At 55.0% G+C, this 18,990-nt stretch carries 17 protein-coding genes; 5 read left to right on the plus strand and 12 right to left on the minus strand.

Annotated features, from left to right (window positions below; genetic code table 11):
* Positions 1–654 precede the first annotated feature (654 nt).
* From DSM14862_RS16545 to DSM14862_RS16590, 10 genes are all read right to left on the minus strand, one after another.
* Complete coding sequence (locus DSM14862_RS16545) at positions 655–831, minus strand: Flp family type IVb pilin (protein ID WP_007120894.1); 177 nt, start codon at positions 829–831, stop codon at positions 655–657.
* A gap of 378 nt (positions 832–1,209) precedes the next feature.
* Positions 1,210–1,404, minus strand: a complete 195-nt coding sequence (locus tag DSM14862_RS16550) for a Flp family type IVb pilin (protein ID WP_007120896.1) — start codon at positions 1,402–1,404, stop codon at positions 1,210–1,212.
* 290 nt (positions 1,405–1,694) lie between these two features.
* Positions 1,695–3,059 (minus strand): hypothetical protein, encoded by a 1,365-nt coding sequence (locus tag DSM14862_RS16555; RefSeq protein WP_131541701.1) that lies wholly within the window; start codon positions 3,057–3,059, stop codon positions 1,695–1,697.
* A 415-nt stretch (positions 3,060–3,474) separates the two neighbouring features.
* Positions 3,475–4,425, minus strand: a complete 951-nt coding sequence (locus tag DSM14862_RS16560; protein ID WP_007120898.1) for a glycosyltransferase family 2 protein — start codon at positions 4,423–4,425, stop codon at positions 3,475–3,477.
* Between the two features lie 165 nt (positions 4,426–4,590).
* The gene (locus tag DSM14862_RS21810) at positions 4,591–5,316 is read right to left on the minus strand and encodes a helix-turn-helix transcriptional regulator (RefSeq protein ID WP_007120899.1); all 726 of its coding nucleotides are present in this window, start codon (positions 5,314–5,316) and stop codon (positions 4,591–4,593) included.
* Between the two features lie 254 nt (positions 5,317–5,570).
* Complete coding sequence (gene pelG, locus DSM14862_RS16570) at positions 5,571–6,953, minus strand: exopolysaccharide Pel transporter PelG (protein ID WP_007120900.1); 1,383 nt, start codon at positions 6,951–6,953, stop codon at positions 5,571–5,573.
* A gap of 32 nt (positions 6,954–6,985) precedes the next feature.
* Positions 6,986–8,494, minus strand: coding sequence for a GT4 family glycosyltransferase PelF (gene pelF / locus DSM14862_RS16575; RefSeq protein WP_007120901.1), 1,509 nt, complete (start codon positions 8,492–8,494; stop codon positions 6,986–6,988).
* On the minus strand, positions 8,491–9,159 hold the full coding sequence (locus DSM14862_RS16580; RefSeq protein ID WP_007120902.1) for a hypothetical protein: 669 nt from the start codon (positions 9,157–9,159) through the stop codon (positions 8,491–8,493). Before DSM14862_RS16580 ends, pelF begins: the two co-directional genes overlap by 4 nt.
* Positions 9,160–9,193: 34 nt before the next feature.
* Entirely contained in the window at positions 9,194–10,222 is a 1,029-nt protein-coding gene (locus DSM14862_RS16585; protein WP_131541703.1) for a hypothetical protein, read from the minus strand.
* Complete coding sequence (locus DSM14862_RS16590; RefSeq protein WP_007120904.1) at positions 10,219–11,646, minus strand: polysaccharide biosynthesis/export family protein; 1,428 nt, start codon at positions 11,644–11,646, stop codon at positions 10,219–10,221. The genes DSM14862_RS16585 and DSM14862_RS16590 overlap by 4 nt, the downstream gene beginning before the upstream one ends.
* Positions 11,647–13,082: 1,436 nt before the next feature.
* Between DSM14862_RS16590 and DSM14862_RS16595 the strand changes: the two genes are divergently transcribed.
* From DSM14862_RS16595 to DSM14862_RS16615, 5 genes are all read left to right on the plus strand, one after another.
* On the plus strand, positions 13,083–13,598 hold the full coding sequence (locus tag DSM14862_RS16595) for a hypothetical protein (protein WP_243254546.1): 516 nt from the start codon (positions 13,083–13,085) through the stop codon (positions 13,596–13,598).
* Entirely contained in the window at positions 13,598–14,836 is a 1,239-nt protein-coding gene (locus DSM14862_RS16600) for a hypothetical protein (protein WP_007120906.1), read from the plus strand. The genes DSM14862_RS16595 and DSM14862_RS16600 overlap by 1 nt, the downstream gene beginning before the upstream one ends.
* Positions 14,837–15,142: 306 nt before the next feature.
* Complete coding sequence (locus DSM14862_RS16605; protein WP_007120907.1) at positions 15,143–15,334, plus strand: hypothetical protein; 192 nt, start codon at positions 15,143–15,145, stop codon at positions 15,332–15,334.
* A 199-nt stretch (positions 15,335–15,533) separates the two neighbouring features.
* Positions 15,534–16,091: a type II RES/Xre toxin-antitoxin system antitoxin gene (gene parS, locus DSM14862_RS16610; RefSeq protein ID WP_007120908.1), complete on the plus strand. Its 558-nt coding sequence runs from the start codon at positions 15,534–15,536 to the stop codon at positions 16,089–16,091.
* Positions 16,088–16,585 carry an RES family NAD+ phosphorylase gene (locus tag DSM14862_RS16615; RefSeq protein WP_007120909.1) on the plus strand — a complete coding sequence of 166 codons (498 nt, stop codon included), beginning with the start codon at positions 16,088–16,090 and terminating at the stop codon, positions 16,583–16,585. The genes parS and DSM14862_RS16615 overlap by 4 nt, the downstream gene beginning before the upstream one ends.
* A 294-nt stretch (positions 16,586–16,879) precedes the next feature.
* Here the strand turns inward: DSM14862_RS16615 and DSM14862_RS16620 are convergent, their stop codons facing one another.
* Positions 16,880–17,818, minus strand: a complete 939-nt coding sequence (locus tag DSM14862_RS16620) for an endo alpha-1,4 polygalactosaminidase (protein WP_007120910.1) — start codon at positions 17,816–17,818, stop codon at positions 16,880–16,882.
* A gap of 14 nt (positions 17,819–17,832) precedes the next feature.
* Positions 17,833–18,981, minus strand: a complete 1,149-nt coding sequence (gene galE / locus DSM14862_RS16625) for a UDP-glucose 4-epimerase GalE (RefSeq protein WP_243254547.1) — start codon at positions 18,979–18,981, stop codon at positions 17,833–17,835.
* Positions 18,982–18,990: the final 9 nt, after the last annotated feature.

Raw genomic sequence — 18,990 nt, forward strand, 5'->3', positions numbered from 1 at the left:
GTGTCAGCATTTGCATGAAGAGATCGACAGTAAGTATCTGATTATTTGCGCAGATTGCGGAGCATGCCTGAGATGACTCAAGCGGTCAGCTTGCGACCTGCTCCGGGCCTAGGAACGTCTTCTTTAAAGTGACGCTGGCGCCTGCAGGGGCCAGCCGAATGGACCAAATTCGGAAGAATCCGGAGATTTCCAGGCTGCTGTAGAAGCCTTGAACAGATGTGATTGCAGAGACCTGGTGAGGCGGCGGCTCACGACAGTACCCCTCTGTTTAAGGGGTGCGGTTGTGAAGCTTGTGGGATTGGGATGTAGCCGGGCAGAGCTGCCCGTCCCGGCTACATCTTTTAGGGCGTACCATGCTTATGTGCGCCCCAACTTGGGGGAGAAGAAAAGCGCACTAGCCCCTGAACAGGAACTTAGTGCCAAATTTGCAGAGCTCAAGAAAACGAGCTCGAGGTGCATTTACGCATCCCTTGTACGTCTTATAGGGGGGGGGCGCTCATCGGCCCCCAGTTTTCCGGCAGAGCACACCTTTTGTTGGCTGTGCCGTTCGCCCCGGGATCTTTGGAAGCAAAACAAAAGGCCGCGCTATCAAGATAGCATGGCCTTTCAAGTTAATAGCCGCTTAAGGAGGGGCGTTTAATCAGCGGACTGCAATTACTGAGACGCAATATCAACCGCGAGGTCCGACGCCATATCCGATGTTGCGTCGCCGATTGTGTTAAATGCCAAAATCGCCAGACCTACGATAGCAGCGGTCAAGACAACCCAGTCCACTGTTACTGCACCGTCTTCGTTCCTGAGGAACTTCTTCACATTTACTAAGTGTTTCATGCTGGGGCCCTTTTACATGATTTTGATACGCTAAAGTATTGATGATTAAAGGCTAAATTTTGTCCAAAGTCGAAAATATAGGAGTGATTTTGCGATATTCGTCGGGGAATATTTTGCTCTCAGCTGAGGTGAGAGTGAGAGCAGCTACTGCTGCAAAAAAATAGATTGAGCGAACATGCTGGTTACAAACGAAGAGCATTTTGATGCCCCTTTGCATGCGCCAAGCTTGCATGGAAAAGGCCGCGCCAATCAAATTGACGCGGCCGTTCAGGGTGCTGGGCGCTCCTTGGAGGGGAAGACGCCCTAGTATTGAGAGATACCAACCCTGAATATCAAGCAGCTAAAGCCTGTTGTTACAGATCTTCAGATGCGGAAATATTAAGTACTTGCGTCAGCATTAGATGCGGTAATCTCAGATGCGATGTCAGACGCCATGTCAGATGTTGCACCTTCGATGGCGCCGAAGGCGACAACCGCCAAGCCGACAATAGCTGCTGTGAGCACAACCCAGTCGACTGTAACGGCGCCATCTTCGTCACGGGAGAAACGCTTCATATTCAGAGAAAATTTCATGGTCTGTTCCTTTTGCATGTGTTCTATGAATAGGTATAATCGTGGGATGAGACGAAAGTTTGTCGCTCAAAGCCGATATATTGTTAACTTTGTGTTATTTTTTGGGCGCCTTATAAGGCGCATCGAGATGTGCTGGTTACTCTCGATGAAGGAGGCCGAGACAAAGATGATCGGCCTGTCGCTTCGAACCCTATTCTACCCCGATCGGCAACCATAGAAGGGTTCCTGCACGCCTCGTGTGGTGGGTGCCTTATGCCGAGGACATCGCAAAGATGGCTATGCTCTTTTGCTCACATCGAGGGGCCCTTTAGGAGGATTTTTCCTCTGTTGGCCTGGACTTCCATTTTTAGAGCGGCGGGCAAGCCTTCGGCTTGGCGAGAGTCCGAAATCTCCAAGCAGGCTTTTGGCGCACTATGGCAGAGCACAACCCGGTGACCGGTCAACTGTTGCATCCGAAAACTAAGCGCGAGGTCGCTTTGAAGATGGGCAGCCTTCGCGCTATCTAATGTCAGCACATCGCCGTAGACGAGGACCGGTCGTTCGATAACCGGGTCTATCTCACGTAATGTAGCGCCCACCATACTCGTTTCGGCCTGCCAAGGACGGTGTTGGGTGTAGTGAAGAAACGTCTGCAACAGATAGGAAAGAGCCACCAGCAGCGTCAGATTGCGCATCAGACGTCCGGCTAGAGTAGGGCTTTCACTGAGCAGGGCTGTCGCGCGCACGACGATCACAGCGTAATAGAGCCACGCGAAGCTAAATGCACGTGCAGGTACGACGACACCTAGCTTGAGAGCCTGCAACACCATCAAGGCCATGCCGACCCATAGTCCAGCATGCAAATAGAGCGCTTCGCCTGGGGCTCGTTTGATCAAGACGCACGTTGCAATGAGCAATAAGCCTATATGGAAATAGGCGGCTGGTAGAAAATTATAGGAGCCGACCGCCAATAGGAGCTCAAATGTATCCTTCACTACAGCCAGGTTGGTGATCATACCTTTCAGATCACCGGCAGGTGCTGCATTCCGCCAGTCTGCGAGCGGCACACCGAATACACCGTGAACGTGCCAGTTTACCGCGTATGTCAGTAAAACGGCGACAGCAAAGCTGCATATAAAGAGTGTCACAAGCCCCATCAAATCGCCCAGGGAGCGCTCACGCGTGCGCATGAGGCATACAGCCAGCAGGATCAACGAATAGGTTGGGTAGGCCCAAAAGCTGATGATGACGAAGATGGGTAGCAATGCGCGCAGGCTGCGTTGCGATAGCCCGCATCCTAACACTGCATATAGTGTGACGACTGCGAGGCCGGGAATCAGCGTGTTGAACCAAAGAGAAATAAGAGTGGCAGGAGCTGATCCCAAGATGAACAGCGACAAGGCCGCTATGAACCACGGATGTCCTTCGCGTCCCATAGCAGCGACAGCGAGAGCGGCGGCCAGAAGGGCCCAAAGGATCTGGTAGACTGCAAAGTTCAGCCATGCGGGGGTCTCTATGCCGCGTAGATGCCAGATGTAATTAAGCCAGCGTCCCTCATGCAGTGTTTTGTTCCAGAACAAATCTGCTTCGCCGAAAAGTGCAGGATAATCATCGTGCCGAATAAAGGGGTCTGTGAGGTTGGGGAGCGACACGACGCAAACGGCCAATAGGGTCACCCAGAACGCTCTTAGGAGAGGGTGCCTGACGGCACTTTTAGGCAGTGCGTCTGGTGGGGGAGCGGCGTATGCCGTGCAATCTGTCGCGAGTGTCACATGGCACCTCTTTTATCGCCAACGCGCGCGGCGAGGACCCGAGCACGGGCTTGAGCGATCCGCGTCACGGTGTTTTGCGGCAGACGTGGCATGACAAGGCGACGGAGTTTCCATCGGATATCCCCTCCCTCTTTGATTGATACGCCTTCGGGCACCCGATGTTGGGTAATGGAGTACGGCGAGGCTGAATGCGAGGCCATTGGCGGTCCCTGAACCCAAACCGAAGCGCAGGAAGGTGAGGTAGAGCCCTACGTAAAGAGCGGCGACCAGGGCCCCTATGAACGCGAATGAAAAAACCCGATTGGAGTGAAGCACACCCTCAACCCACTTCACGCAGGGGAAGTAATGCGGCGCTGCGTGTATCTTCGGATACAAAGTAGAGAGGTCGGTTTTTGGCCTCGATATAGAGGCGCCCAATGTACTCTCCTAAGATACCCAAGGTCAGCAATTGCACCCCCGAAAACAGGCTGATGGCCAACACAACAGAGGCCCAGCCGGGGGCGGTCTGATAAATAATCAACGAATAGGCCACATAGACCATCATCAGTGCGGCAAACCCAAGGCTGGCGAAGGACATGCGGGTCGCGAACTTCAGAGGTTTGGTCGAAAATGCCGTCATTGCATCGGCTGCAAACCGCATCATCTTGCGGAGAGGGTATTTCGTCTCGCCGAGCGCGCGCGGCGCGCGGGTGTACTCGATGCCAATCTGACGAAAGCCGGCCCAAGCAAACATACCGCGAACAAAACGCGCGCGCTCGGGCATTAGCAAGACAGCATCAAGCGTTTTGCGGTTGACCAAACGGAAGTCTCCGGTGTCTTGAGGGATATCGACATCGGACATTGCGTTCAGTGTGCGGTAGAACGCCCAAGCTGTTGCACGTTTGAAAAGTGTCTCGCCTTGTCGTTCGCGGCGGCGTCCGTAGACCACGTCATAGCCGTGGTCCATCAAGCTCATCATGTCGCCCAGCAATTCAGGGGGGTCTTGCAGATCGGCATCGAGCATAAAAATGCGCTCGCCTTGGGCGGCTTCAAGACCCGCCGTCAGTGCGATCTGGTGGCCGCGATTGGCGGATAGTTTGATGCCACGCAAACAAGGGCAGGTCGTACGGGCGCGCTCGATAGCGGCCCATGTTCCATCTGTAGAACCGTCATCGACCAGCACAATTTCTGCGCGTGTTCCATAAGAGGCGATCACCTGAGCAAGGCGGTCTATCAAGCCAGGAATTGACGCTTCTTCGTTCATGCACGGCACAACAACGGAGATCAACATAGGGCTACCTTGGTATCTGATTTCGTTCACATTCGCGTTAAGGATTTAGCGATAGAATGTGTCTTCATTAAGGTAGGATTTAGCCCTCAGGGATGTGGATCAATTGGCGGTTACTTGGTTACTCTTTGGGGGTGCGCGCCTAAGCGATCTGCGGCTCTACTTGGGTCACGTCAGCGGCGTTGGCGCATGGAGGTTTTGTGCGTTTGGCGTGCTTAAGAGATCCCGAGCGAGCAAGGCGGCTTGCGTCCGGTTGTCGACGTGCAGTTTGCGCATGACTTGCCGCACGTGGCTTTTTACCGTGGCTTCGGATAGCTCCAGATCTCGGGCGATCTCTTTGTTGGAGTGGCCATTTGCAAGGGCGTAGAGCACCTCGTACTGACGGCGGGTGAGGTCAGGATTGTCGGGGTTTTCTGCTGCAAGTAGTTGGATTGGCCCCAAAGGCGCTTCCGCGGGTTGCGGCAAATAGGACATTTCAGAGGGAGCAGCTTCAGAAGCCCGCACATGTGGGACATAGCGCCCCCCTGCGATAATAAACCCAAGCGCTGCGGAAAGAACTTCAGGTGTCTCTGAGGCATTCAGGACACCATGCAGGTCCAGGTCCAGCGCGACATTAATACATTCAGCGGATTGAGTGTCGACGATGACGGCAACCGGCTTGTTTGACAGGCGCATTGCCGCCTCAATACGTGCGCGCCCCTCGACGCTGCCAATGCGCTGTGATCCTAAAACGATGAGCGTGAGGGCGGGTGTGCAGGCATTTAGTTCCAGCTCACTGGCTTCTCGAACAATAAAACCATTTGGTTCAGCCCAAGTGTTCAGCTGATTGGCATATGCCGCCCGTCTGAATGGCAGTGTATCGAGCAGTACAATGAGAGGCTCCTGAGCAGACATGTATTAATACCTTTGGACGCGGCGGGCGTTCTGGAATGTAGCCGAGTGCCATTGTCCATTGTAATCGGATCTACGGGGCTTGTTAAAAGTATCGGATAACGATGAAAATTGGCTAAGACTGTAACGCATTATGCCCATAATAAGGCTTAAAAATCAACATGAACGCGGGGTTGGGTGGGCAAGGCTGACCGCATTGCGATCTGTGCGCTCTAAAAATCTGCAACTAGTGCATTGTTATTTATGTATTTTATTTTTTACTTGTAGAAGAGCGCTTCGTTTCCGGTAAGATAACAATGCCGTAAAACATCGCGCAGTGTTGCGTGTGCGTATATGGTGGCCACGATACTGGCGAGGGCGGAAGCGATCGTGAAGCCAAGTGCGGTCGTGCCATAAACGGCAGATAGAATCGCTGTGCTTGCCACGTTCGTCATCACAAACAACAGCTGTAAGGTTAGGAAGGCCTGTTTGCGATTGCACAAAATGAGCACCGCTGAAGTCGATAAAAATAGAATGTGTAGCAGCGAGCCGATAAGGGCAGTGCGCAAGATCAAAAATTGGTCGAGCAGTAGGCCCGCGAGAGAAGCGGCTGCAGGGGCTAATAAAAGCAGCAGACCAGAGAGGGCGAGTTGCGTCAGTAAGGTGCGATGAATACCCCGCCAGAGCTTTGCAGACAGCGCTTCACCAGCCTGTTCTGCAGCCTTTAGCGACGCGCCATGGGTCAATGTGCTTTGAAATTGTGCCATCGCATGACGGGCAGGGCTTTCAAAATGGATAGTCAGAGCAGCGAGCCCGGGAACGGCTGAGAGATGCGCCAGAAACAAAGCGCTGTCATATGTCGGAGAATGTGCAAACCCGGCTGTTGAAACCAAGCCATTCGGCCCGGCCCAAGCAATCCATTTATCGGCCCAAATCCCTGCGATTGCAAAAAAAGCGCCGGCGGCGAGGGGCCAGGTAGTCCCGGCGGTTTTCCTCAGGTCCACGACTGTCTTGCGCAGTAAAGCGGGAGGCAGATCAATAGCGTAGAACGGAGCCAAGCAAAGCGCAAAAGAAAGAGCGATCCCGGCGGTGAAGCACCACACGAGAAGGGCGCCGCTGATGGAGAACTGAATGCTGAATTGACACAATGTCAGGGCCAGCCCCATGCCGGCCGCAAATGACAAAACCAGATGTGGGCGAAGCCGACAGGCATTCATGATGATAAATGCTGTCCACATCATAGCAGAGGAGGAAGTTAGGACGACAAAGGCCAGCGCGAGTTCCGGATCGCTCAGCCGCAACGCAAATACAACCACTGCCGCCAAGGCTTGGGCGGTGATACCTGCAAGCCCGCAGGTGACGAGCATAAGTGCTGCTAGGGCGGAATCGTGATGCGGCGGCTCTGCGGTATTGGTGATCAAACGTGCAGCGGTCACTCCAAGAGGGGCCGCCACCATAGGTGCGATCATAAAGGCATATACCACCGTAAGACGGATATCTTCCAATGCCTCTGGGGCAAGCCACCGTTCAGCGGTCCGTCCTATTAAGGCCAGCGTCACAACAGCGAGAACCCACGGTCCAGCGGCGACGATCAGGGCTTCTAATACTTTGCGTATTGGGCTCAGAAGCGGCCCATCGAGCCACCAGTCCGTTTTGGACATGACCCCATGAAACCTGTTGATCCAGCGACGTCTCATGGAGAAAGCTCGCGATAAAGGGCCCCATATGCCCCAGAAGAAATTTCAGAGGTAAAGCTGGTTTCTACGCGTTTGCGCAACACTTCCCCACAGGATCTGCGCAGAGTGTCATTGGACAGCAAACGAATGACGGCTGCACCAAGAGCGTCCGGGTCCATGGGGGGCACCACAAAGCCGCCCCTACCGAGTGCAGGGGCTTCATCTGCCGTGCCCTCCAGGATTTCTCTGCACGATCCAACATCGGTTGCCACACAAGGGATGCGCGCGGCACCGGCTTCGAGCAGGACAAGGGGCTGGGCTTCACTGATTGAGGTTAAAAGCATGACATCAAGAGAGGGTAGGATGTCAAAAATGTTCATTCGGCCCGTGAAGCGCACGGTATTTTCCAACTGCAGTTCGGCCACGCGGCGCTTGCAGGCCTCGAAATAGTTTGGATCTTCGTCGGTCGGACCGATGATAAGGACTTCCACATCTGGTACAGATTGGCGGATGACCGCGGCGGCGCGGATGCAGTTTTCGATGTCCTTGATGGGCACCAACCGCCCGATAAGACCGACGGTAGGGCGGGCTTTATTTTGCACAGGGCAGAGCCCTTCAAATTTTTCCAACATAATGCCATTGGGAATGATCGACATTTGCTCATCTCGCGCGCCTAAAGCGCGCTGGAAGGTCTGGTTCGCCCCGTAGAGCGTGGTGATGCGATCTGCCTGCGCGTAGGCGACTTGGGCAAAGCTATCAAACATTTGGGTCCATAGATCGCGCACGTCACGGCGCCTGTCATGAACGGCAAATCCTTTGTGAATACGATCCTCCAACCAATCGGCCATCAACAGATCAATTCGTCTTTCATTCGTATAGATGCCGTGTTCGGTTATGGCCGAACGTGCGTTCATCTCGCGGGCTGCGCGAACGGCATAAAGTCCAGCATAACCTGTAGAGATCGCATGATAGATTTTTGCCCGGGGGAGGGGGGCCGATAAAATGGACATCAAGCCTCCTACGAGGGTGCGCCAAGCCCAGAATGTATCGCTATAGGAGGCTTCAGGAGCGAGCGCGCGCGCGCAGATATTGAGCGCCTCCCATGCGGGTTGCGAGGAGATGAAATCAGCGTGGTCGGGCTGCACCTCTTGCCAAGGCAAAGCGGGAAGGGTGCGCCCTATGGGGGTGGTCGCGATTTGGCAAAGTGTTTCAAAAGCATCCACATCGGCGGCATCCCAAAAGCGCTGGAGAGCGTCACCATAGATTTGACCGTCAAGTAAAGGACGGCCCATACGTGGGCGGCGTGCCTCAGGGGCCAATGGTAAGACCCGAAAATCAGAAACATTTGGGGGGAGTTCATATTTGATTTCGCGGGGATGATGATCTGCGGTGATCGCAACAATCGCAAATGTAAGGTCAGGCTGCGCGCGAATGAGCCAGTCAAGCCATGAAGAAACGCCGCCTGTGATAAAAGGGTAGCATCCTTCGACGACGATGCAGACATCCACTTCACCTTGAGCGGTCATTTTTGACCTCTATTCGGGCATGTGTGAGCGCTATGTGCGATCTGCTCAAGGTCCAACAATGTCTGTGGGTCCACAAATCCCGACTTCGAAATCGTTTGAATTTCGGCCGCCAGGGCAGAAGCATTCAAACCGGTTTCTTTCGCCATCACCCTGCGCGCGCGATCGGCGTAAATGTCACGCAGCTGTGTTAAGACGGCAGCAGACTGAGCGCGTATGGCGGGGATATCAGAGACTTGAGCGCGGTCTAAGGCGGGGCGCAACTCTGGCGTAAAGTAGCGTGCAATGGCCGCCAAAGCGGCTTGCTGCTCGCGTAAGCTTCCCGATGAAAATACCGTCACAAGAGGTAAGACGGCCCGGTCGCGCATCAGCGGTCGGCGCCCTTGGGCAATATCTTGAGCAATACGTTCCGCGCGGGTTGGTTTGCAAAGGATCGGGTCTGGCGTGGGCTGCGCGGTCCAACGCAATGGGCTCGTCGCCAAGAGTAAGACTGGACCACAAAGCGGGCCGAAGGTCACCGCGGAGGTAGCAAAAAACAGGGCGGCTGACCGGTCGCGGATCATCAATATGCTTACAAGAGCTGTGGCGAGGCTGGCATATAGAGCCACTGCGATCCAAAGGCCAAACTTGAGCGCAATGAGGGCTGTGATCAGGCCAATGAGCGTCATGCAGATTGCGCAGGCCCGTTGCAAAGGAATGAGGTTACTCACGATCCCAAGTATCAGCCTGCTGGCTTTCTGGCGCTTCCAGTTCGCGGCTCAGGCGCTCAATGGCGATGCGGGACAGTTCCGATATGATCTCTAAGCGGGCTGTCGCGGCGTCTGCGCTCTCGCGGTCAGGAGCGTAATAGATCACGAGGGCCGTCATATCGTTGTCTGTTTTGGGCTTCTGGCGGGCGACCCGCAACGCGCCTTCCTGAGAAACCCCCAGGTCTTTGAGCAATATCGTATGTGAGCGGCCCTTTTTGCCCTCGAGATTTTTAGTGATTAACTGGGCCAAAGTGGTGGCGTCACTCTCATTTTCGGGTGTCGTTCCGATCACAAACTCGCCGCGCCCTTGGGCCGAGACGACCAAGGCCACCGGGCCATCGAAAAGAGCGTCGGCAGCGTCTTCAAAACTATGCGGTAGATCTGCACCATACGATCCTGCCAACGCTGCAAGTTCGGGCAAAGCACGGTGGAAAAGAGCCTCTTTGGGAGCTGTGTCGGGTTTGGGAGCTGTGTCGGGTTCTGGGGCCACACCCGAGGCGGCTTTGCTTTCCAGAGCCGCCACCATGCTGTCCATGCGTTCCACCTCTTCAGCAAGGCTGCCGGATATCTTTTCAAGGCGCACCACCTCGGCCCGTAACCCATCCGTCTCTTCGATCTCTTTTTGTCGGTAAAAGCCAACAATCAGGGCGACAACAAACCACTGTAAAGGAAGCACCGCTGCGCGGGCTGCGTAAACGGTAGCGCTTTCGTCGATGAGGCGTTCGGGAAGGCCGACCAAAAGGGTGGCAATGACACTGGTGATGGCCCCCACGGCGACGCCATTTTGCATCGCGGCAATGACGATCACAATCCAGAAGGGGTGCAAGGCTAGGCTGCTAAAATAACCAGGCTCAAGAAAAAGCAGTTCCGCGCCCGCGATGATCAGCAGCAAAACAACCGACCCCAGCAATCCTCGTTGGAAGGTTTCGCGGGGACGGGGAGTTCGGTGAACGGTGTCGCTTTGCAGTCGCGTAGCGCTCATTCTTGATGGTCCTCAGCAGAGACAAGAATTGTATCGTCGGGCGGCTCGACGATGACAAGGTCTCCGGGCAGTAAGAGGAAATCTTTGTGGACTTCAAGCGTCTGGATTTGCGATCCGCGGCGCCGTTCTACGCGAATAGTGCTATCGGCTGTACCACCAAGGTCCATGATTTGGGCTTCGACGGAGACGATTTCAGCGTCCAGCGCGTTGCGATCGGCCAGGGTTTCAGCCACAGAAAGGGCAAGTTTGCTATCCGCTTGCGCGTAAGAAAAGGCCACATCACGGTCATGGCGATCAAGAGCATGACGGGCTTCACTGACGCGGCTTTCTGCATCTTCCACGGTAAGATCAAGGTCACCAAGTCGTCCGTTGAGGGTATCAAAACGCAATTCGTCATATCTGCGACTGGTGCCGCACCGTCCGCGGCAATCTTCACCGATCTCGGCCTCTAATTGATCGCGCTGACGGCTTAGCAGCGCGTAGCGTGCGCGTACTGAATTGCGCCGTGTTTTGGCGATTTCCAATGTGTTCTCTAGATCGGCGCGTATGGCGACATCCCGCGCCTTACGCAAAGCTGTTTCAGCCAGAGCGGCTTGGAGAACGGCGGTCTCTCCATGGACTCTGTCGCGACCCAGCTGAGTGTGCAGTGACTTGACCCGATCAGACGGGAGGCTCAAATCTTGCGCGCCGGCACGCTGTGCCGTCAGACGGGCATGGCGTAACATGAGCCCCGCCCGCAAGGTTCGCAATTCACGGCTGCGGGCATCTAAAGTGCGATATAGAGCTGTATCTGCCGTGCCCCCATCTGCGCCGGCTTTGGCCAGAAGCGCGCGCACGGAGAGGTTTGGGGTGAACTCATAGCTTCCCGGCGAGATTACAGTGCCTTGTATGAGGACGGGCGGACGCGTCTCGAATGAGGCGGTGACCGTTGCCGCGATGCCCATTTCGGCTGCCAAAGCTGTGCTCACAGGGCCTTCCAAACAGGCAGGCCCTTGCCCGGCAACGGGCAGGCGGCCGATGCCTGGTACCGCAATTTCTCCTGCCGCATCGACGGTGAAGGTGCCAGAAAGATCACGTCGTTCAAAGCGTTCCGTACTGTTTGCTGCCTGAGCGAAGACCCGCAATGTGAGGCGGTCCCCGGAGACGACGAGGTCGGCTTCTGAGGTACTGTGCTCGCAGGATTTTTTAGTGAAAAGAGTTTCACTCACGCTTGGCAGTTTTTCAGAAGAGCGCGCCGCTGCAACTGTAAAATCGGGCTTGGTGCGGCTGGCAAGGACCGGTGTTGTATGGTCTGTTGCCGCCAAGTGAACTAAAGGAGTTGTGTCGGGAATCCGGGTGGCGAGCGCTGGCAAGTTTTCGATGCCACCCACTGCAACCAATGCAACAAGGCCCAGGCCAGCTTTGGAAAGCGTCGCGGTTAGCATGCTGGTCCTTTCTACACGAAGGGAAGCCCTAACGTCTTAAACAAAAAGTTTTTTTACATTTTACTGCTGCCTTATTCTTTCCACAATCCTCCATAAGGTGGGTCTCGCCCATTTCATGCAGAAGTTATAATTCGAAAGGTGCATCGATGGCGTACTTTTGGCTTGGGGTGTCACTCTTTTTCGCACTCTGGTGGTATCCACGTGCATCGGAAGCCGCCTGCGCGGGGGAGCGGTTTTTGCCGAACCGCGTGATTGCGCTGGTCGACCAGCGCGAAGAGACCTCTTTCGAAACAAGTCGCATCGCGCGCCATCTGGCAGGACCTTTGGCTCAAAAAGGGTTGTTTCCTCTTTATGTGGATGTCGCATCACCCCTTCCTGCTACGTTTGATAGAGCCCCTATCGCCGGTGTCCTAAGCTGGTTTTCTTCTGATGTGCCCGCCCCCCAAGGGGTCGCGGATTGGCTTGCTGCAAAAGAAAGAGAGTGTGGTAGAGCGCTGCCCCATGTGGCGATCGGTGAACTGGGGGGCGCCCCCCTTTGGCATCAATTTGGTGTAGACCGGGCCCGGGCGGCCATCTTGCATGATGGCGCGCGCGATAAGATTGAAACTGCCCGAGGCTGGAAGTCGCCCGAAGGATTGCTCGAGGTGCCACCGGGGTTGGTTGTGGCGCCCGTGGTTCCCTCAGGGGGCGTGCCGATTGTGCGGATGAGCGCGAACGATGGCGCGCCCCGGGTACTTGGGTTTCAGCGCGGCATTCAAACGTGGCTTTCGGACCAGCTTTTGGCGGATCGCGCAGAAGGGACCGCCGCCGCAGTCGATCTGGCGCGTGTTTTTTTGTCTTATACTGGCACAGATCCCACTCCGGTGCCGGATCTTGCAATGTTTCAGGGACGTCGCATCGCTCTTTCAATGCTGCTTGCAGAAGGATGGCAACTTCGCGCCCCGCCTTCGGGAGGGGCGTCTCTTGGCATCCCGGTCTATGCTTTTGCCCGCCAGATCTTCGAAGCAGAAGGCGCCCCCGTTACCTTTGGTTGGCCTGAGCCTTCTCTTCAGGAGCTCTCCGATGAACCCGGTGCTGCAGCTGCAGCAAGCGCTCTGAAAAAGGCGCGCCATGTCCACAGTCTTCCTCTTACAAAGGCTGACGGTTTTCTGTCTTTTGGGTCACCTGTTGTTCTTCGGCTCTTGTCCGCAAGTCAGGGAGGGTGGGGCGCATTCCCCCTGCCTGATCAAGTCGCAGTGGCCCCGCTTATCGGACCTTCAGGGTTTGGCGACCCAACGGGCTTGTATGCGCGCGCCACAGCGGTCGCACGGAGTGAGAGGCCGTGGCCTTTTGCGCCAGATACGCTCGTGGTGCGGGCACAAGATTTGCTTACAGAGAGCGGACGGGCAGCTGTGATACAGGTGCGGGCGCTTCATACTTCAAAGGACCGGGCCGCAATGAGTGTGGTTCAATACGCTGAACTGCTAAAGGGTGCCGTTTCTACCCAGATCGAGCCTCTCGGGTCGCATGTATGGCGGATCGCCAATCGCGGTGCCTTGCACACAGTGCGGTTTGATCGCCCGGGAAATTTAGCCCTAGATATGGGCCGCAGCATGGGGGTGTTGGGGTCTTGGCGGTTGGGCTCTGCACTGTTCATCGCGTTGGACCCGGCCATTGAGACGCCTGTGATCGCTTTAGGTCCGAAGCACAGCTTCACAGATGCTGCTTTGCAAGCAATTGAACTGATCGAGGCGGGTCCAAAGCTGGAGCGCTTGCACCGTGACGGATGCCGAACGACGGCTCTGGTCGAAGGCACAGGTCAGATCACCGTCCGGGCGCCGCTCAAACCCGATATCCGCCTTGCGCAGGACCGTTTGCCCGTCTTTTCATCTGGGCCGAATTTATGGCAATTTATGGTGCCAGACCATCTTGCAACATCAAGAGAGCTAACCTTGATGGTAGGGTGTCCTTGATGCGGGACCGTGACATCGTATTGCCCCTTGTTTTGTTTGTGGTCTTTGGGGTCGGTGCTGCTTTTTTTCTGGTGCCCAAGGGGGAACTGGATCAAGAGGCACAACTGACCTCATTGTCTGAAACCCAGGCGCTGAGCTTGCTCAATGCAGCAAAAGACCCTCTTTCACCGCCTCTTGCTTTTCGGCAAGCAGAGTTGACGGCCGCCACAGGCAACGGCGCATTGGCCGATAGATTGTTGGCAGACCTCACAGCGCGCACCGGACCCACAGCCAGTATTGCAACTGCCCGTGCCGATCTTGCGTTTCGCGCCGGCAATCTACGACAGGGAGCAAATTACCTTGCCGCTGCTCAAAGCCTTTCGCCAAACGACAACCAGCGCCAGAAGTTAGCGGATACCTATCGCCGACTTGGCGATAGCGCCGCAGAACGCACAGTCCTCTCCACGGTCCCATTGACGAAGCTGACGGCTTCAGAGCGCATCCGGTTGGTTGATCTCATGGCGGCGGATGGTGCGATTTCGCAAGCATTGGATGTGGCGCATTCCGCTTTGCTATTGCCAGGACAGAATAGGTCAGCTTTAGCAGAACGCTTTGCTGCGATTGCCCTGAGCGCAGAGCAGCCCGATCTGTTGATCCAAGCGACCCCCATTGTACTCTCAGAGCCAGATGGGCCAGCCATGATGATGTCTATTGCCAAGGTGATGACGGCGCGGCCACGTCTCGCAAAGACATTCGCTGCAGCCGTGGTCTCTCAAGTGCCGGATGCCAGAGCTCTTTTAACAAAAGCATTTACGGAAGTGAGGCTTTACGACGCTGCGCGCTTGATGATCCAGCCTTGGGTGACCTTCGGCTCGGTGACAACCGAGGGCTGGGAGGCCGTTATACTTTACGCCGATAGAAGTGGTGACATTGGCCCTCTCAAACATCTGTTGCAGCAAATGCCGGTACAGGAACAACCACCAAAGAACGTGTTTTTGCCTCTCATACGATACGATGGCGAGGGCGCGCTCTTGCCTTATCAGCTTTGGTTGACGCCTGAGTATCTTGAGAAAGCCCCTCTGGTGGACGCAGCATGGGCGCTGACACGGCAGCGACCAGATGAGGCATTTGTTGCTTTGCAGCAGGGTGTACAAACGCTCCATGACCAGACGCTATGGCTTGCCCTCGCGCGAAGGCTGCAGGGTACGGAGTATTTTGACCGTTTGCAGGAACTGTCGGGCGATGCGCTTGATCCTTAAGAGCCTGTTGCAAAGCCGGTCTTCTCCGTATTCGTTCAGGTCCTTAGAAAAGACGGGGGTCGTCAAACTCGACCGCGGTCCTAAAAGATCAAGCTCCGCACGACGCCACCCCCGCCACTGCCCCACAGTTTGCAGTGCTGGGTATTGGCTCCCTTTTGTCTCAGGAACCAAGATTTGCATAAGACAAGGCTCCGCGTGACAGGATGGTGAGTTTTATGTCCAGCCGCTCTATTCGTTGGCAATGGATTGCGGAAGCCTGTAACTTTCTCCAAGTACCGGTCTTGGCGGTCAGCATTCCGCCTGAATATGACTGGTTTTTTTGACGCGACCCAAGATAACGTCAACTTTGGCATGGATATGAGCTTCTATGCACGCGGCGTAATCGACGCCGCTGAACTTAAGGAAGCAAGCATCGTAAGGATGACCCCGGACGGTAGTAAGCCGTTGGATCGCAAGGTGGCCTTGGATAAGGGCATCAGAGCTTCTCAACGCCTGTAAAGCTTTCAATGAAACAGTTTTCCGTCCCTTCAATCGTTCGGATTTCCTCAATGGGGACGAGCCCGCCCCCAAGAGGCGGTTGGTGCCACTCAAGGCCTCGGGAATCTGGATGCGTTCGCGCTTGAGTGATCGCTCTTGATATCCTATGGCCACGTGTCACATTATATGCGACACGTGGCGCGATCAAAGGAGAGCTTTCATGACTGCAACAGCTTCATCCGGCCTCGGCGGTAAGCGTCGAGCACCACCAAGATCGGCTAAGGTTAAGGCGCATGTTCTGGATACTGAGAACCGGGTTCACCTCAATTTAAATGAGACTTTTGGAGCCTATCATCTGTTGGGTGGCGCCGACATATTCGCAGATGTGGTTAAAAACTCGCTGGAAGCTCACGATGAGATAATGAAAGGCTTCTCAGCAGATGCCTTAATCCACCTGGTTGAGAGCGTCTCAGTACTCTCAACCGGTGATGCGCTAGCGAAAGCTATAGGCATGAGTTTGCGTACGCTTCAGCGTAAGAAAGCAAGTTCGAAGGTTGATCGCCTGTCAACTGAGCAAAGTAGCAGAGCATGGCAGTTTGCTGAAATTCTAGCTCAAGCAATTAGTGTTTTAGGCGACCAAGAAACAGCAGAAAACTGGATGCTAGAGCCTGCTTTTGGCCTCGATAACCGGCGCCCAATTGATCTTCTATCTACGACGGCCGGAGCTGAAGCCGTAGAGAACTACCTTACCAGGCTGGAGTACGGAGTTTATACGTGACCCCGCTTCCATCTCCAATCGGTTCTGGAGAATTGCGGTTCTGGCGACTTGATCAAAAACGACATGCTCCCACTTGGTCATCGGGTGAAGGTTCGTTTCAGGTCGGGGGCCGCTGGAATTCTGTGGGCGTGCGAGCAGTTTACTGCGCAGTAGATCCCTCCACAGCAATCCTTGAAGTTGCTGTGCACAAAGGTTTCAAGGCACTTGATACTGCTCCACACACTCTGACATCAGCTCGCGTTATCGATCTTAATGACGTTCATGTTCTAGACGTGAGCGATATTCCGAATTCTAATTGGCTGGTTCCGGGTGCACATGGACCGGGACAGAAATCGTTCGGCGATGAGCTGCTGAAAGATCATATTTTTGTACTGATCCCGTCGACGGTCAGTCGGCATAGTTGGAATCTGATGTTCGATGCAGAGAAAGCTAAAGATCGGTTTGATGATATCCAGCAAGAGCCCTTCGCCTTGGATCCTCGGCTGCACGTCTAAGGTATCATCAAAAGATACCCCTACGGCCTCCAATGCTCTAAAATGTACCCATATAGAACACGTTAAGGAGGACACGGCAGCGACCAGATGAAGCGTTTGTTGCTCTGCAGCGGGGCGTGCAAACGCCACATGACCAGAGGCTATGGCCTGCTCTCGCGCGAAGGCTGCAGGGTACGGAGTATTTTGACCGTTTGCAGGAACTGTCGGGCGATGCGCTTGACCCTTAAGGGCCTGTTGCAAAGCAGGTCTTCTCCGGCGCCGCGGGACGCTTCTCAATAACCAGTGAGCTCGAGGTTAAGGAGCACTGGGGACAGGCGGTGCAAGTGAAGAGAAACTGCCATCCAGAACAATATAGGGCGCATACCCTTTGACGTGCGCTCTATTCACCATGTCTTCGGCTTGTGCCTTCGCGGCGAAGTCCAGTGAGAGAACCGGAATGCCTTCGGCAATGTAGTCTTCTTGCAAGGCTGTATGCAAAACAGGGGTATCTGCGCCGCCAAATCCATCTTCGATCATAATGCCGTCGATCGCAGCACGATACGTGTTGAATGCAGCTCGGCTTTTCGACCCGGCATCTCGGCCTACAAACACGCCATTATTGACAATAATCAGAGCGTTACAGCGCACTGTCCGCGCTTCGGCTGCTATTTCTTGAACGAGAGATAGCATGACCTCAGCTGCCGCGGGCACATCTGACGGCATGTCTGGCGCTTTGTCTTTCAAAGAGCCCGCCACAAAGTAATTCAGCGCGTCATCAAGAAAAAGACCGTCGACGCCAGTGTTCATCAAGCGGATGACACGCTGCCGAAGTATTTTTCGCCATTCGCTCCGCCAGAACGCAGCGAGCTTGTCACCGGTCGATGTCTCTGGCCCAAGCCACGGGGGCGTTTTTCCGTCTTCAGGCCAGTAATCGCGCCAAGGCTCTACCTCCGTGAGGTTCAGATAGGCCAATACGGGCCGCTCGCCCTGACGGCGTATCCGCTCCATTTCCTCTGCGGTGAAGGTAACTTCACGCCCATCCGACGTATCAGCTGCGCCGATTTTTGTCGCCTCGATGATCAAGAGACCATGCGGCGCCTGTGCCAGTGTTTCCGCTTGGAACGAAGCCCCCCAATATTGAACGCCATAACCGGATTTGAGCGCCGAAGTGAGGCGCAGGGCTCTGCTATCAGCCGGCTCTGTGCAGGCGAGGCCAGGCAGAGAGGTCAGCGAAGCTGCTGCGGCAACAAACATGCCGAGAAACCTTTTCAATTGAGGATGTCTCGGCCGCCAGGCGCCGCTAGATATGTTTCCGCTGCTGCTGCGTGATCGGATATGATCTGATGTGTGAGCGAGGGCATGCACATACCATTGTTCGACTTGTCACGCTCACGTTTTTGAAAATTCCAATGATCGCGACACATTTCTTCGAGACCGAGCTCAGGCTTCCAGCCAAACAAAGCACGACTAAGCGATGGGTCTGCCAATGAGGCGGAAACATCCCCCGGACGACGCGGGCCCCTCTTATAAGGAACTGGAAACCCACAAGCTTTGGAGAATGCGTGAAGCACTTGCAGCACCGTATAGCCCTGACCCGTGCCCAGGTTGACTTTGCGATGAGGTGTATAATCCGCCGAGGCTGAGAACAGATGCTCCACCGCAGCGACATGTCCGCGTGCAAGATCAACGACATGGATGTAGTCACGGCTGCCTGTGCCGTCGCTGGTCTCATAGTCACTGCCATGGATTTGTATGTAGTCTCTTATTCCTGCAGCAGCTTGGGCGATATAAGGAAAGAGATTGTTCGGCACGCCGCGGGGGCACTCGCCAATGAGCCCGGACGCATGGGCGCCAACCGGATTAAAATAGCGCAACGAAATAGCCTGAAAATCGGCCAGTGAAGCCGCGGTGTCGTCAATGATTTCCTCGATCATGAGCTTCGTCCGCCCATAAGGATTAGAGACAGAAGTGGGGGCTGTCTCGCAGATGGGAAGCACCTCAGTGTCGCCATAGACCGTGGCTGAAGATGAGAAGATGAGCTTTTTGCACCCGACCTCCCGCATCGCAGAGAGCACGGATACCGCACCTGTAATGTTGTCATGATAATAGAGCAGTGGATTAGCAACTGATTCAGCCACAGCTTTTTTGCCAGCAAAGTGCACCACCGCGTCAATCTTGTGGCGCTTTAGCACATCCGCCATTAACTGCGCATCGCGTACATCGCCTTCCACCAGGCGCACATCAGCGGTGCCTGCAATCAAGGGAATTCGTGCAACCCGGTCACGGTCAGAGTTTTCAAAGTTATCAAGAATGACAACCGAATGGCCTGCTTTTAAAAGTTCGACTGTGGTGTGTGAGCCGATGTATCCAGCCCCACCAGTGGTGAGAATGCGCCTCTTCATTGTGCTCTCCTTCATCACATGCTG

It is taken from the genome of Sulfitobacter indolifex (assembly GCF_022788655.1).
Classification (GTDB): Bacteria; Pseudomonadota; Alphaproteobacteria; order Rhodobacterales; family Rhodobacteraceae; genus Sulfitobacter; species Sulfitobacter indolifex.